This window comes from Variovorax sp. RA8 (genome assembly GCF_901827175.1).
Classification (GTDB): Bacteria; Pseudomonadota; Gammaproteobacteria; order Burkholderiales; family Burkholderiaceae_C; genus Variovorax.
Genome location: NZ_LR594662.1, coordinates 5,991,173 through 6,004,025, shown reverse-complemented (window position 1 = coordinate 6,004,025; position 12,853 = coordinate 5,991,173). Strand labels below are relative to the sequence as shown.

The following is a 12,853-nucleotide window of genomic DNA, read 5'->3' as shown; positions in this document are numbered from 1 at the left end:
CATGTCGATGAACGTCGTCACGCTGCTGTACCTGGTCGCCAGCGTCTGCTTCATCCAGTCCCTCAAGGGCCTGAGCCATCCCACCACCTCGATCCGCGGCAACATCTTCGGCATGGTCGGCATGGCGATCGCCATCCTGACCACCGGGGCGCTGATCGTGCAGCTCTCCAGCGGCAAGGCCCAGGGCATGGCCTGGGTGCTGCTGGGCCTGGTGGTCGGCGGCGGCTACGGCGCCTACCGCGCCAAGACCGTCGAGATGACCCAGATGCCCGAGCTGGTCGCCTTCTTCCACAGCATGATCGGCCTGGCGGCCGTGTTCATCGCGGTGGCGGCCGTGGTCGAGCCCTGGGCCTTCGGCATCACGCCGCCTCCGGTGGCGGCGCTGATCGGCGGCAACACGCCCGAAGGCGCATATCTCCTCGACGGGTTCGCGCGCTACGCCATTCCCGCCGGCAACCGGCTCGAGCTGTTCCTGGGCGCCGCCATCGGGGCCATCACCTTCAGCGGCTCCGTGATCGCCTTCGGCAAGCTCTCAGGCAAGTACAAGTTCCGCCTGTTCCAGGGCGCGCCGGTGCAGTTCAAGGGCCAGCACATGCTCAACCTGGTGCTGGGGCTGCTGACCATCGGGCTCGGGCTGGTGTACATGGCCACCGAGAGCTGGACCGCCTTCTTCCTGATGCTGCTGCTGGCCTTCGTGATGGGCGTGCTGATCATCATCCCGATCGGCGGGGCGGACATGCCGGTCGTGGTGTCGATGCTCAACAGCTACTCGGGCTGGGCGGCCGCGGGCATCGGCTTCAGCCTGAACAATGCGATGCTGATCGTGGCCGGCTCGCTGGTGGGCAGCTCCGGTGCGATCCTGAGCTACATCATGTGCAAGGCGATGAACCGGTCGTTCTTCAACGTGATCCTGGGCGGCTTCGGCGGCGAGGCGGCGGCGGCCACGGGCGGGGCCAAGGAGCAGCGGCCGGTCAAGAGCGGCAGCGCGGACGATGCGGCCTACATGCTCTCCAACGCCGAGACCGTGATCATCGTGCCAGGCTACGGCCTGGCGGTGGCGCGGGCGCAGCACGCGGTCAACGAGCTGGCGCAGAAGCTCACCGAGAAGGGCGTGACCGTGAAGTACGCGATCCACCCGGTGGCCGGGCGCATGCCGGGCCACATGAACGTGCTGCTGGCCGAGGCCGAGGTGCCCTACGACCAGGTGTTCGAGATGGAGGACATCAATGGCGAGTTCGCGCAGGCCGACGTGGCCATCATCCTGGGCGCCAACGACGTGGTGAACCCTGCCGCGCTCACCAAGGGCACGCCGATCTACGGCATGCCGATCCTGGAGGCCTACAAGGCCAAGACGGTGATCGTGAACAAGCGTTCGATGGCCGCGGGTTATGCCGGGCTGGACAACGAACTGTTCTATATGGACAAGACCATGATGGTCTTCGGCGACGCCAAGAAGGTGGTCGAGGACATGGGCAAGGCGATCGAATAAGAGCGGCGGCACCCCGTGTGCACGCCGCCCGAGCCGAGAAGGCCGGGCGGCGTTTCCGTAACCAGAATCCCGAATTCGTTGAGGAGACATATCCATGACAGACCGTCCCTGGCTCAGCAGCTACCCGCAAGGCGTGCCGGCCGACATCGACGCTTCGCGCTACCCGTCGCTGGTCGCGCTCATGGACGAGAGCTTCTCGAAATTCGCCGATCGGACGGCCTACAGCTTCATGGGCAAGGACATGGGCTACGGCGAGGTCGACAAGCTGAGCCGCGCCTTCGCCAGCTACCTGCAGGGCATGGGCCTGGCCAAGGGCGATCGCGTCGCGGTGATGATGCCCAACTGCCTGCAGTACCCCATCGCGGTCTGCGGCATCCTGCGCGCCGGGCTGATCCTGGTGAACGTGAACCCGCTCTACACGCCGCGCGAGCTGGAGCATCAGCTCAAGGACTCGGGCTCCAAGGCGATCGTGATCATGGAGAACTTCGGCAGCACGCTGCAGCAGTGCATCGGCGCCACACCGGTCAAGCATGTGGTGCTCAGCGGCATGGGCGACCGGCTCGGCCTGCTCAAGGGCGCGCTGGTCAACTACGTGGTGCGCAACGTCAAGAAGATGGTGCCCGCGTACAGCCTGCCCGGCGCCGTGCGCTTCAACGACGCGCTGGACAAGGGGGCGGGGCGCACGCTGCAGAAGGCGGCCATCGGGCCCGATGACGTCGCGGTGCTGCAATACACCGGCGGCACCACCGGCGTCTCGAAAGGCGCGGTGCTGCTGCATCGCAACGTGATCGCCAACGTGCTGCAGTCCGAGGCCTGGAACGACCCGGTCATGCAGAAGGTGCCGGCCGGCGAGCAGCCCACCAGCGTGTGCGCGCTGCCGCTCTATCACATCTTCGCCTTCACGGTGAACATGATGTTGTCCATGCGCACCGGCGGCAAGCTGATCCTGATCCCGAATCCGCGGGACATCCCGGCCGTGCTCAAGGAGCTGTCCAAGCACACCTTCCACAGCTTCCCGGCGGTCAACACGCTCTTCAACGGGCTGGCCAATCACCCGGACTTCAACACCGTCAACTGGAAGAACCTCAAGGTCTCCGTCGGCGGCGGCATGGCGGTGCAGGGCGCGGTCGCCAAGCTCTGGCTCGAGAAGACCGGTTGCCCGATCTGCGAGGGCTACGGCCTGTCGGAGACCTCGCCCTCGGCCACCTGCAACCCCACCACCAGCACCGCGTACACCGGCACCATCGGCGTGCCGCTGCCGAGCACCTACCTGAAGCTGCTGGACGACGACGGCAACGAAGTGGCGGCGGGACAGCCCGGCGAGATCGCGATCAAGGGCCCGCAGGTGATGGCCGGCTACTGGCAGCGCCCCGACGAGACGGCCAAGGTCATGACGGCCGACGGCTACTTCAAGTCCGGCGACGTGGGCGTGGTCGACGAGCGCGGCTTCTTCAAGATCGTCGACCGCAAGAAGGACATGATCCTGGTCTCGGGCTTCAACGTGTACCCTAACGAGGTCGAGGATGTCGTGGCGCAGGTCCCGGGCGTGCTCGAATGCGCGGCGGTGGGCATTGCCGACGACAAGACCGGCGAGGCGGTCAAGCTGGTGATCGTCAAGAAGAACCCCGAGCTCACCGAAGCCCAGGTGCGCGAGTTCTGCCGCGCCAATCTCACCGGCTACAAGCAGCCCAGGCTGATCGAGTTCCGCACCGACCTGCCGAAGACGCCGGTGGGGAAGATCCTGCGTCGCGAGCTGCGCGACAAGAAGTAGCGGTGCATCCATGGTGGCGCCGGTCGCGATCGTGGCAGCCATGCAGGAGGAGCTCGGCGCGCTGCTCTCCGCCATGCCGGACGAGCAGCGCGTGCGCGTCGCCGGCCGCGACTTCTGGGCCGGGCATCTGCAGGGCCAGCCGGTGGTCGCGGTGCTGTCGCGCATTGGGAAGGTTGCGGCGGCCACGACCGCCACCGTGCTGCTCGAACGCTTCGGCGTGCGCGCCATCGTCTTCACCGGCGTGGCCGGCGGGCTGGCGCCCGGCGTACGGGTGGGCGACGTGGTGGTGGCGAGCCGCCTGCTGCAGCACGACCTGGACGCATCGCCGATCTTTCCGCGCTACGAGGTGCCGCTGACCGGGCACGCGCGCTTCGCGACCGACACCGCCATCAGCGATGCGCTGGCGGCGGTGGCGGAGCGGCTGCTGGGCGATCCGGTCGCGTTGCTGGGCCAACAGGTGGTCGACGACTTCGGCCTTCACGCGCCGCGCCTGCACCGCGGCCTGGTGGTGAGCGGCGACCGATTCATTGCTCGCGCCGCCGACAGCGCGGCGCTGCGCCATGACCTGCCCGACGCGCTGGCCTGCGAGATGGAAGGCGCCGCCGTGGCGCAGGTCTGCCACGACTATCGCGTCCCCTTCGCCGCGGTGCGAGCCATTTCGGACCGCGCCGACGACCAGGCCCATGCCGACTTCCTGCGCTTTGTCGCCGCAGTCGCGAGCCGCTACAGCCTGGCCCTGATCGAGGCCTGGCTCGCCGGGCTGCCCGGCCCCCGCGCTACTTGAGCCAGCCGCGCCGCCGGAAGTACCACATCGGCACCAGCGCGCTGGCGACCATCAGCACGATCGCGTAGACGTAGCCATAGCGCCAGTCGAGCTCCGGAATGAGCTTGAAGTTCATGCCGTACACGCTCGCGATCAGCGTCGGCGGCAGCAGCGCCACGCTCGCCACCGAGAAGATCTTGATGGTCTTGTTCTGGTTGATGTTGATGAAGCCGACGGTGGCGTCCATCAGGAAGTTGATCTTGTCGAACAGGAAGGCCGTGTGGTTGTCCAGCGACTCGATGTCGCGCAGGATCTGTCGCGCCTCCTCGAACTGGTCGGCGTTGAGCATGCGGCTGCGCATCATGAAGCTCACCGCGCGGCGCGTGTCCATCACGTTGCGGCGGATGCGGCCGTTCAGGTCTTCCTGGCGCGCGATCGCGGCCAGCACCTCGCCGGCCAGTTCGTCGCTCACGTTGCCTTCGAGCACCTTCTTGCCGGCGACTTCCAGCTCGTCGTAGATGTTCTCCAGCGAGTCGGCCGAGTACTCGGCATCGGCGTCGAAGAGCTTGAGCAGGACCTCCTTGGCGTCCTCGATCAGCCCGGGTGCGCGGCGCGCGCGCATGCGCAGCAGGCGGAACACCGGCACGTCCTCGTCATGGATCGAGAACAGCACGCCGCGGCTGCGCAGTTCGGTGTTGTGCTGGTTGAGGATGAAGGCCACGCGCACCGAGCGCGGGTTCTCGTCGTCATCGATCAGGAAGTCGCTGCGCACGTGCAGCTCGCCGTTGTCTTCCTCGTAGAAGCGCGCCGACTCCTCGATGTCCTCGTCCATCGCATCCTCGGGGATGGACAGGCCGTAGTACTGCTTGATCCAGCGCTTCTCCTCCAGCGTGGGCGATTCGAGATCGACCCAGATCGGCTGGAATTTCGACAGTTCCTCGAGCGCTTCGATCTCTTCCTGGACGAGGCGGCCGTTGGCGAGCGTGAAGATGTTGAGCATGGCTCACTCCCGGGTGGTGTTGTGGCGTTGGCGAGGGGCGGGGGGCGCTTTCAAATCCCTGGCCAACGACGCGTCACAGGGGAGTTGAAAGCTGCCGAGGCGGAACGGTGTCCATTCGAAGTCTCCGGTTGCAGCGAGGCGCGATTATGTCACCGGCGTCTTGCATTTTCCTGAGGGGATCTGGATGGATATCCAGTAAAGTCGCGCTCGATGTGTAGTCCACTGCGTCACTGAAATGGCACCCGCTGTCCGCACGATACGGGCGCGCTGCCGCGTTACAAATGCTCGCGATGCCGTCGGGCATCGCTGCGCTTTGCGCCTTGCATCGCATCCCGTCTCGCACGGCCCTCGGGTGCCATTTCAATGACGCAGTGGACCGGCGTCGCGATCCCCGTCCCACTGCGCCAGGAAGAGCGCCTCGCCGCGGTTCTCGCGGAGCTCAACGAGGCACAGCGGGCGGCCGTCGAGCACGGGGCCGGGGAAGCGTCGCCGGACCCGCGCCCGCTGCTCGTGATCGCCGGCGCCGGCTCGGGCAAGACCAGCACCCTGGCGCACCGCGTGGCCCATCTGATCGCGCACGGCGCCGATCCGCAGCGCATCCTCCTCCTGACCTTCTCACGCCGCGCCGCGCAAGAGATGGAGCGGCGCGCCGGCCAGGTGCTGGCAAAGGTGCTCGGGCTGCGTTCGGAGGCCCCGCCGTCCTTGCCCTGGGCCGGCACCTTCCACGGCATCGGCGCCCGGCTGCTGCGCGAATATGCCGCGCAGATCGGTCTCGACGCCAGCTTCACCATCCACGACCGCGGCGACGCCGAGGACCTCATGGGCCTGGTGCGCAACGACATCGGCCTGGCCGCGATGGAGCGCCGCTTTCCGCGCAAGGGCACCTGCCTGGCGATCTACTCGCGCACCGTCAACGGCGGCGCGCCGCTGGCCGAGGTGCTGGCCCAGGCCTTCCCCTGGTGCGCCGAATGGGAGGCCGAGCTCAAGCGCCTGTTCGGCGCCTACGTAGAGGCCAAGCAGGCGCAGCAGGTGCTCGACTACGACGACCTGCTGCTGTACTGGGCCGAGATGGTGGCGGAGCCCTCGCTCGCGGCGCAGCTGGGCGCGCGCTTCGACCATGTGCTCGTCGACGAGTACCAGGACACCAACCTGCTGCAGTCCGCCATCCTGCACGCCCTCAAGCCCGACGGCCGCGGCCTCACTGTGGTGGGTGACGATGCGCAGGCGATCTATTCCTTTCGCGGCGCCACGGTGCGCAACATCCTCGACTTCCCGGGGCAGTTCACCCAGCCCGCGCGAATCGTCACGCTGGAGCGCAACTACCGCTCGACCCAGCCGATCCTCGACGTCTCCAATGCCGTGATCGCGGGGGCGGCCGAGCGCCATGCCAAGACGCTGTGGACCGACAAGCCCTCGATGGGCCGGCCGCAGCTGGTGCTGGTGCCCGACGAGGCCCAACAGGCCCGCTTCGTGGCGGAGCGCGTGCTGGCGCACCGCGAAGGCGGGCTGGCCCTGAAAGCACAGGCCGTGCTGTTCCGCACTTCGAGTCACAGCGCGGCGCTGGAGCTCGAGCTGGCACGGCGCAACATCCCCTTCGTCAAGTACGGCGGGCTCAAGTTCCTGGAGGCCGCGCATGTGAAGGACCTGCTGGCGGTGCTGCGCTTCGCGCAGAACCCGCGCGGGCGCATGGCGGGCTTTCGCGTCACCCAGCTGATCCCGGGAATCGGGCCTGCCACCTCGACGCGGCTGCTCGACGGGATGGCCAATGCGGAAGATCCGGCTGCCGTGGTGCAGGCCTTCCAGCCGCCCGCTGCCGCAAAGGAGGAGTGGGCACGCTTCGCAGCGATCTATGCGCAGCTGCGTGCCCCGGAACTCGCCTGGCCGGCCGACATGGAGCTCGCACTGCGCTGGTACCTGCCGCACCTGGAGCGGCTGCACGACGATGCCGGATTGCGCCGCGGCGACGTCGAGCAGCTGGCCCGCCTGGCCTCCGGCTATACCTCGCGCGAGCGCTTCCTGACCGAGCTCACGCTCGATCCGCCCGAGGCCACCAGCGACCGGCCCGGCCCGCCCCTGCTCGACGAGGACTACCTGATCCTCTCCACCATCCATTCGGCGAAGGGGCAGGAATGGCGCTCGGTGCACGTGCTCAACGTGGTCGACGGCTGCATCCCGGCCGATGTCGCGCAGGGCGCCCAGGAGCTGGAGGAGGAGCGGCGCCTGCTCTACGTGGCGATGACACGTGCGCGCGACCACCTGCAACTGATCGTGCCGCTGCGCTTCTATGTCACCCAGCAGGCGGTGCGCGGGGACCGCCATCTCTACGCCGGCCGCACCCGCTTCATCTCGGCGGCCGAAGCCCGGGGCTTCGAGCAGATCACCTGGCCGCCAGCGCCCGAGCGAGCCCCTGCGGTGCCGCCGCCAGCGGCGGTCATCGACTTGCGCAAGCGCCTGCGCGCCGCGTGGCGCTGAGCGCGGCGCGCGGTCTTTAGCACTACAAACTTGATAGCACCCACGCCTTGACCACAAAGGCGTCCGGGGGTTTGCGCCGAGAGGGATTGCAATTCGATGACAGCATGGGCATAGTGAACCGACCCCTTCCTCTTCTCCTTCCCCTCCCTTCTCCCGCCCCCTCTTTTTTTTCGCCGGCCAGGCTTCAATTTCAGAAGCAAGGCCTTTTTCCCAACCGTCGATTCCAGGAGGTCATTCATGAATTTGACGATCAGCGGTCATCACCTCGACGTCACCCCCGCGCTTCGCAATTACGTCACGAGCAAGCTGGACCGAATCACCCGTCACTTCGACCAGGTGGTCGATGTGAAGGTGATCCTCACGGTGGAAAAGCAGAAGGAAAAGGAAAGGCGCCAACGGGCCGAATGCAATATTCACGTCAAGGGCAGTGACATGTTCGCCGAGTCGAGCCACGCTGATCTCTACGCCGCCGTCGACGAGCTGGTCGACAAGCTCGACCGCCAGGTCGTGCGCCACAAGGAGTGCCTCAAGGACCACTACCACGCTGCGCCGAAGCGCGTGATGTAGTGCCTCTTCGGGCAAACACTCTTGCGAGCCGCCTTCGGGCGGCTCTTTGCTTTTTGCGGGGCAGGTGCATAATCGCCCCCGCCCTGCCCCAACATGAACCGACTCGCGTCCATCCTGCCGCCCGCTCAAGTCCTTGTGAGCGTCGACGCCACCAGCAAGAAACGAGCTTTCGAAGAAGCGGGCTTGCTGTTTGAAAACCTGCACGGCCTGGGCCGCGCCCTCATCACCGACAGCCTGTTCGCCCGCGAGCGCCTGGGCTCCACCGGTCTGGGGCATGGCGTGGCCATCCCCCACGGCCGCATCAAGGGCCTGAAGTCCCCGATGGCCGCGGTGTTCCAGCTGGCCAACCCGATCGGCTTCGATGCGCCGGACGAGCAGCCCGTGGTGCTCCTGATCTTCCTCCTGGTGCCCGAAGCGGCGACCCAGAAACATCTGGAAATACTCTCCGAAATCGCCGAGCTGCTGAGCGACGCCGGCCTGCGCGAGCAGATCAAGTCGAGCAACGACGCCGCGCAGCTGCATGCCCTGATCGCAGGATGGCAATCGGCCCAGGTCGCTTGAAGCGCATCTTCCGTCGGGCGTCTGGCGCATGAAGCCGACCGTCATCAGCGCCGACGCGATGTTCGAGGAGTTCCGCGGCTCCTTGCGCTGGGAGTGGCTTGCGGGCCTGGGTGCCTCGGAGCGCCAGTTCGACCCCGGCGTCATCAGCCGCGCCCAGTCGGCCGCCGACCTGGTCGGCTACCTCAACTACATCCATCCCTACCGCGTGCAGATCCTCGGCGCGCGCGAGGTGGCCTATCTCACGCGCGGCTCGCCCGAGGATTGCGTACGGCGCATCGCTCGCATCGTGACGCTGGAGCCGCCCATGCTGGTGCTGGCCGACGGCCAGGCGGCGCCCGACCAGCTGCTGTCGATCTGCGAGCGCGCGCAGCTGCCCCTGTTCGCCACGCGGGAATCATCGGCGTTCGTCATCGACCTGCTGCGCGCCTACCTGTCCAAGCATTTCGCCGAACGCACCTCGATGCACGGCGTGTTCATGGACATCCTGGGCCTGGGCGTGATGATCACGGGCGAGTCGGGATTGGGCAAGAGCGAACTGGGCCTGGAGCTGATCTCGCGCGGCAACGGCCTGGTGGCCGACGACGCGGTCGACCTCTATCGCATCAACCAGACCACGCTCGAAGGGCGCTGCCCCGAGCTGCTGCAGAACCTGCTGGAAGTGCGGGGCATCGGCCTGCTGGACATCCGCGCCATCTTCGGCGAGACCGCGGTGCGCCGGAAGATGCGGCTCAAGCTGATCGTGCACCTGGTGCGGCGCGACAGCTTCGAGCGCGACTACGAGCGCATGCCCTCGGCGCCGCTGACCCAGGACGTGCTGGGCATCCCGGTGCGCAAGGTGATCATCCAGGTCGTGGCCGGCCGCAACATCGCGGTGCTGGTGGAAGCGGCGGTGCGCAACTCGATCCTGCAGTTGCGCGGCATCGACACCTATGCGGACTTCGTGGCGCGGCACCACAAGGCCATGGAAGGCGCGCGGGAAGACGATTAGAGAAGAAGGTTGGACCGCCTTGGAGCGCGGCCCGCCGGCGAGCCTAGCGCTTGCTCGTGCAGTCGGCACAGAGCCCGTAGAGCGACATGGCGTGGTCCTGCAGGATCCAGCCCTTGTCCTTCGAGATCATCTGCTGGCGGCGCTCGATCTCGGCGTCGTAGAACTCCTCGACCTTGCCGCAGCCGGTGCAAATCAGGTGGTCGTGGTGCTTGCCCTCGTTGAGCTCGTAGACCGCCTTGCCGCTCTCGAAGTGGCTGCGCTCGAGAATGCCGGCCTGCTCGAACTGCGTGAGCACGCGGTAGACCGTTGCCAAGCCGATGTCGGAATGCTCGTTGAGCAGCACGCGGAACACGTCTTCCGCCGTCATGTGGCGCTGCCCGCCGTTCTGGAAGATCTCCAGGATCTTGAGGCGCGGCAGCGTGGCCTTGAGGCCGGTATTCTTGAGTTCGTCGATGTTGCCCATGGTCACTCCTGCGCCCGTCCCTGCGAGAGGCGCCCGCAGGGCCAGCCGCTACAATGGCTCGATCATATCGCTTGCCCTCCCGGCCCTTTCCCATGCCTGAGTTTTCCCAAGAAAGCCGCCTCTGGCTGCTCGCCGGCGCGGTCGCCGCGACGTTGAGCCTGGGGGCTTGCAGCAGTTTCACCGAGCGCTCGCGCGGTGTTCTCTCTGCGATCACGCCCTACAAGGTCGAAGTGGTCCAGGGCAATTTCGTCTCGAAGGAGCAGGTCGAGCTGCTCAAGGCCGGCATGTCGCGCCAACAGGTGCGCGAGATCCTCGGCACCCCGCTGCTGACCGACGTGTTCCACACCAACCGCTGGGACTATGTCTTCACCATCCGGCGCCAGGGCGTCGAGCCCCAGCAGCGGCGCCTGACGGTGTTCTTCAACGGCGAGGTGCTCGATCGCTTCGAAGGCGATGCGATGCCCAGCGAGCAGGAGTTCGTCGCCGCGGTCGACGCCCGCGGGCGCGCCGGCAAGGTGCCGGTGCTGGAAGCCACGGAAGACCAGCTCAAGAAGTTCCAGCCGTCGAAGGACAGGGGCAAGGAGGCTGACGCCGACACCTCCTCCGCCTCCCTGCCGCCGTTGCCCCCCAGCTACCCGCCGCTGGAAGCGACGCGCTAGTACGCCGGCCCCCGGCCCCGCCGGCCGCACCGGCCGGCATTTCCCGAAGGCTCCCCCGCGTGACCGACTCCTCTTCCATCACCACTCCGCCGCTGCGCCGCATTGCGATCGCCGGCGCCTCCGGCCGCATGGGCCGCATGCTGATCGAGGCCGTGCGCGAGGCCCAGGACTGCCGCCTGGCCGGCGCCCTCGACCTCGCGGGCAGTCCGGCGATCGGCGGCGACGCCGCCGCCTTCCTCGGATTCACCAGCGACGTGCCGATCGTGTCCGACCTGCGCACCGGCCTGCAGGACGCCCAGGTGCTGATCGATTTCACCCGTCCCGAGGGCACGCTGGCGCATCTGGCCGTGTGCCGCGAACTGGGCGTGCAGGCCGTGATCGGCACCACCGGCTTCAGCGAGGCGCAGAAAGCCGAGATCGCCGACGCGGCCAAGGACATCGCCATCGTGATGGCGCCCAACATGAGCGTGGGCGTCAACGTCACCTTCAAGTTGCTGGAGATGGCGGCCAAGGCCCTGTCCACCGGCTACGACATCGAGATCATCGAGGCGCATCACCGCCACAAGGTCGATGCGCCCTCCGGCACCGCGCTCAAGATGGGCGAGGTGATCGCCGGCGCGCTGGGCCGCGACCTCAAGGACTGCGCGGTTTACGCGCGCGAGGGCGTCACCGGGGAACGCGACCCCTCCAGCATCGGCTTCGCGACCATCCGCGGCGGCGACATCGTTGGCGATCACACGGTGCTCTTCGCCGGCACCGGCGAGCGCATCGAGATCACCCACAAGTCCGCCAGCCGCGTCACCTACGCGCAGGGCAGCCTGCGCGCGGTGCGGTTCCTGGCCGATCGCAAGAACGGGCTGTTCGACATGTTCGACGTGCTCGGGCTGCGCTGAGAAGCTACCCCCCGCGCGAGGCATGACGGTCCTGGAGCTGCTCACCCACGGCGATGGCGTCAGCCGCTCGGTGGCGGTTCTGCTGCTGATGATGTCGGTCGCCAGCTGGGTCGTGATCCTCTGGAAGGCCTGGCTGCTGCGCGGCGGCACCCGCGACGTGGTGCGCAGCATCGCGGCCTTCTGGCAGTCCGCCTCGCTGGGCGATGCGGAGGAGCGGCTCCGAGGCTTCGATCGCGCGGCGCTGGTCTGGCCGGCGGTGAGCGCGGTGCGGCAGCTCGGCGCGCAGCCCGATCCGGCCACGCTCGGCGGCGCGGTCGCCCGCGGCCAGCGCCTCACGCGGGTGCTGCGCGACGCCCTGCATGCCGCCCTGCGGCGGCTGCAGTCCGGGCAGATCCTGCTGGCCACGGTCGGTGCCACCGCGCCCTTCGTCGGGTTGCTGGGCACCGTCTGGGGCATCTACGGCGCCCTGACGGCCATCGCCGGCGAGACCGGCGGCTTCACCATCGACAAGGTGGCCGGCCCGGTGGGCGAGGCGCTGATCATGACCGCCTTCGGTCTGGCCGTGGCCATCCCGGCCGTGCTGGCCTACAACGTGTTCGGCCGCGTGGTCAGCCGCATCGAGGCCGAGCTCGAAGGCTTCGCGCACGACCTGCTCGGCGCCCTGGGCGAGGACCCGGCGCCCGAGGCGCCCCTGCCCCCGCCCGCCCGATGCCCGCGTAGCCGGCCCGGACACCTGCCATGGCATTCGGTCGCACCTCCCTCGGCAGCAGCGCCACCGGCGGCCGCGCGATCGGCGCCGGCGGGCAGCGGCCGCTGTCGGACATCAACGTCACGCCGCTGGTGGACGTGATGCTGGTGCTGCTGGTCATCTTCATCATCACCGCCCCGCTGATGGCGAGCTCGATCAAGCTGGATTTGCCGCGCACCGACGCCGGCCAGCCCAGCGACACGCCGAAGTTCGTCAGCCTTTCGGTGGATACGGCCGGCCGGCTCTTCCTCAACGACCAGCTGGTGAGCGCCGAGGAGCTCGCGGCCCGTCTGCAGAAGGCCGCCGCCGACAACCGCGACACCGAGGTCCAGCTGCGCGCCGACCAGGCCGTCCCCTACGGGCGCATCGTCGAGCTGATGGGCATTGCGAACAAGGCCGGCCTCAGCCGCATCGGCTTCGTGACCGACGCGCCGCTGCGCAAGCCCTGAGAAGTCTGAGATCCTCTCCGGAGAGGGCGC

Annotated in this window: 13 protein-coding genes; 11 read left to right on the top strand and 2 right to left on the bottom strand. The window is 67.8% G+C overall.

The window, feature by feature from the left end; all coding sequences use genetic code 11:
- Position 1 precedes the first annotated feature (1 nt).
- The 3 genes from E5P3_RS28575 to E5P3_RS28565 all read left to right on the top strand — a co-directional run bounded on the left by E5P3_RS28575 (position 2) and on the right by E5P3_RS28565 (position 4,044).
- Positions 2-1,489, top strand: coding sequence for an NAD(P)(+) transhydrogenase (Re/Si-specific) subunit beta (locus tag E5P3_RS28575; protein WP_162589036.1), 1,488 nt, complete (start codon positions 2-4; stop codon positions 1,487-1,489).
- A 94-nt stretch (positions 1,490-1,583) separates the two neighbouring features.
- Positions 1,584-3,260, top strand: coding sequence for a long-chain-fatty-acid--CoA ligase (locus E5P3_RS28570; protein ID WP_162589035.1), 1,677 nt, complete (start codon positions 1,584-1,586; stop codon positions 3,258-3,260).
- A gap of 10 nt (positions 3,261-3,270) precedes the next feature.
- Positions 3,271-4,044 (top strand): 5'-methylthioadenosine/adenosylhomocysteine nucleosidase, encoded by a 774-nt coding sequence (locus E5P3_RS28565; RefSeq protein ID WP_162589034.1) that lies wholly within the window; start codon positions 3,271-3,273, stop codon positions 4,042-4,044.
- On the opposite strand, the gene corA is transcribed toward E5P3_RS28565, so the two are convergent.
- Positions 4,037-5,023, bottom strand: coding sequence for a magnesium/cobalt transporter CorA (corA, locus tag E5P3_RS28560; protein WP_162589033.1), 987 nt, complete (start codon positions 5,021-5,023; stop codon positions 4,037-4,039). The two genes, E5P3_RS28565 and corA, sit on opposite strands and share 8 nt — an antisense overlap.
- 363 nt (positions 5,024-5,386) lie before the next feature.
- On the opposite strand from corA, the gene E5P3_RS28555 reads away from it, so the two are divergent.
- The 4 genes from E5P3_RS28555 (at position 5,387) to hprK (ending at position 9,611) form a co-directional block, all read left to right on the top strand.
- Positions 5,387-7,495 carry an ATP-dependent helicase gene (locus E5P3_RS28555; protein ID WP_162589032.1) on the top strand — a complete coding sequence of 703 codons (2,109 nt, stop codon included), beginning with the start codon at positions 5,387-5,389 and terminating at the stop codon, positions 7,493-7,495.
- A gap of 237 nt (positions 7,496-7,732) precedes the next feature.
- A complete protein-coding gene (gene hpf, locus E5P3_RS28550) occupies positions 7,733-8,062 on the top strand; it encodes a ribosome hibernation-promoting factor, HPF/YfiA family (protein WP_162589031.1) in 330 nt (109 codons plus the stop codon).
- A 93-nt stretch (positions 8,063-8,155) separates the two neighbouring features.
- Entirely contained in the window at positions 8,156-8,623 is a 468-nt protein-coding gene (locus E5P3_RS28545) for a PTS sugar transporter subunit IIA (protein WP_068681828.1), read from the top strand.
- A gap of 28 nt (positions 8,624-8,651) precedes the next feature.
- Positions 8,652-9,611, top strand: a complete 960-nt coding sequence (gene hprK / locus E5P3_RS28540) for an HPr(Ser) kinase/phosphatase (protein WP_162589030.1) — start codon at positions 8,652-8,654, stop codon at positions 9,609-9,611.
- 43 nt (positions 9,612-9,654) lie between these two features.
- Here the strand turns inward: hprK and fur are convergent, their stop codons facing one another.
- Positions 9,655-10,074, bottom strand: coding sequence for a ferric iron uptake transcriptional regulator (gene fur, locus E5P3_RS28535; RefSeq protein WP_068681825.1), 420 nt, complete (start codon positions 10,072-10,074; stop codon positions 9,655-9,657).
- Positions 10,075-10,166: 92 nt separating this feature from the next.
- Here fur and E5P3_RS28530 point away from each other — a divergent pair, with 92 nt between their 5' ends.
- The 4 genes from E5P3_RS28530 to E5P3_RS28515 all read left to right on the top strand — a co-directional run bounded on the left by E5P3_RS28530 (position 10,167) and on the right by E5P3_RS28515 (position 12,823).
- Positions 10,167-10,733, top strand: coding sequence for an outer membrane protein assembly factor BamE (locus E5P3_RS28530; protein WP_162589029.1), 567 nt, complete (start codon positions 10,167-10,169; stop codon positions 10,731-10,733).
- A gap of 92 nt (positions 10,734-10,825) precedes the next feature.
- Positions 10,826-11,626, top strand: a complete 801-nt coding sequence (gene dapB, locus E5P3_RS28525; RefSeq protein ID WP_162589920.1) for a 4-hydroxy-tetrahydrodipicolinate reductase — start codon at positions 10,826-10,828, stop codon at positions 11,624-11,626.
- Positions 11,627-11,648: 22 nt separating this feature from the next.
- Positions 11,649-12,476: a MotA/TolQ/ExbB proton channel family protein gene (locus tag E5P3_RS28520; protein WP_162589028.1), complete on the top strand. Its 828-nt coding sequence runs from the start codon at positions 11,649-11,651 to the stop codon at positions 12,474-12,476.
- The gene (locus E5P3_RS28515) at positions 12,365-12,823 is read left to right on the top strand and encodes an ExbD/TolR family protein (RefSeq protein ID WP_162589027.1); all 459 of its coding nucleotides are present in this window, start codon (positions 12,365-12,367) and stop codon (positions 12,821-12,823) included. Before E5P3_RS28520 ends, E5P3_RS28515 begins: the two co-directional genes overlap by 112 nt.
- Positions 12,824-12,853 lie beyond the last annotated feature (30 nt).

Bases quoted from the DNA above. Each gene is read 5' to 3' on its own strand.
- E5P3_RS28530 (WP_162589029.1), top strand. From the start codon at position 10,167: ATGCCTGAGTTTTCCCAAGAAAGCCGCCTCTGGCTGCTCGCCGGCGCG.
- E5P3_RS28515 (WP_162589027.1), top strand. From the start codon at position 12,365: ATGGCATTCGGTCGCACCTCCCTCGGCAGCAGCGCCACCGGCGGCCGC.
- E5P3_RS28575 (WP_162589036.1), top strand. From the start codon at position 2: ATGTCGATGAACGTCGTCACGCTGCTGTACCTGGTCGCCAGCGTCTGC.
- E5P3_RS28555 (WP_162589032.1), top strand. From the start codon at position 5,387: ATGACGCAGTGGACCGGCGTCGCGATCCCCGTCCCACTGCGCCAGGAA.
- hpf (WP_162589031.1), top strand. From the start codon at position 7,733: ATGAATTTGACGATCAGCGGTCATCACCTCGACGTCACCCCCGCGCTT.
- hprK (WP_162589030.1), top strand. From the start codon at position 8,652: ATGAAGCCGACCGTCATCAGCGCCGACGCGATGTTCGAGGAGTTCCGC.
- E5P3_RS28545 (WP_068681828.1), top strand. From the start codon at position 8,156: ATGAACCGACTCGCGTCCATCCTGCCGCCCGCTCAAGTCCTTGTGAGC.
- E5P3_RS28570 (WP_162589035.1), top strand. From the start codon at position 1,584: ATGACAGACCGTCCCTGGCTCAGCAGCTACCCGCAAGGCGTGCCGGCC.
- E5P3_RS28520 (WP_162589028.1), top strand. From the start codon at position 11,649: ATGACGGTCCTGGAGCTGCTCACCCACGGCGATGGCGTCAGCCGCTCG.
- fur (WP_068681825.1), bottom strand. From the start codon at position 10,074: ATGGGCAACATCGACGAACTCAAGAATACCGGCCTCAAGGCCACGCTG.
- corA (WP_162589033.1), bottom strand. From the start codon at position 5,023: ATGCTCAACATCTTCACGCTCGCCAACGGCCGCCTCGTCCAGGAAGAG.
- E5P3_RS28565 (WP_162589034.1), top strand. From the start codon at position 3,271: ATGGTGGCGCCGGTCGCGATCGTGGCAGCCATGCAGGAGGAGCTCGGC.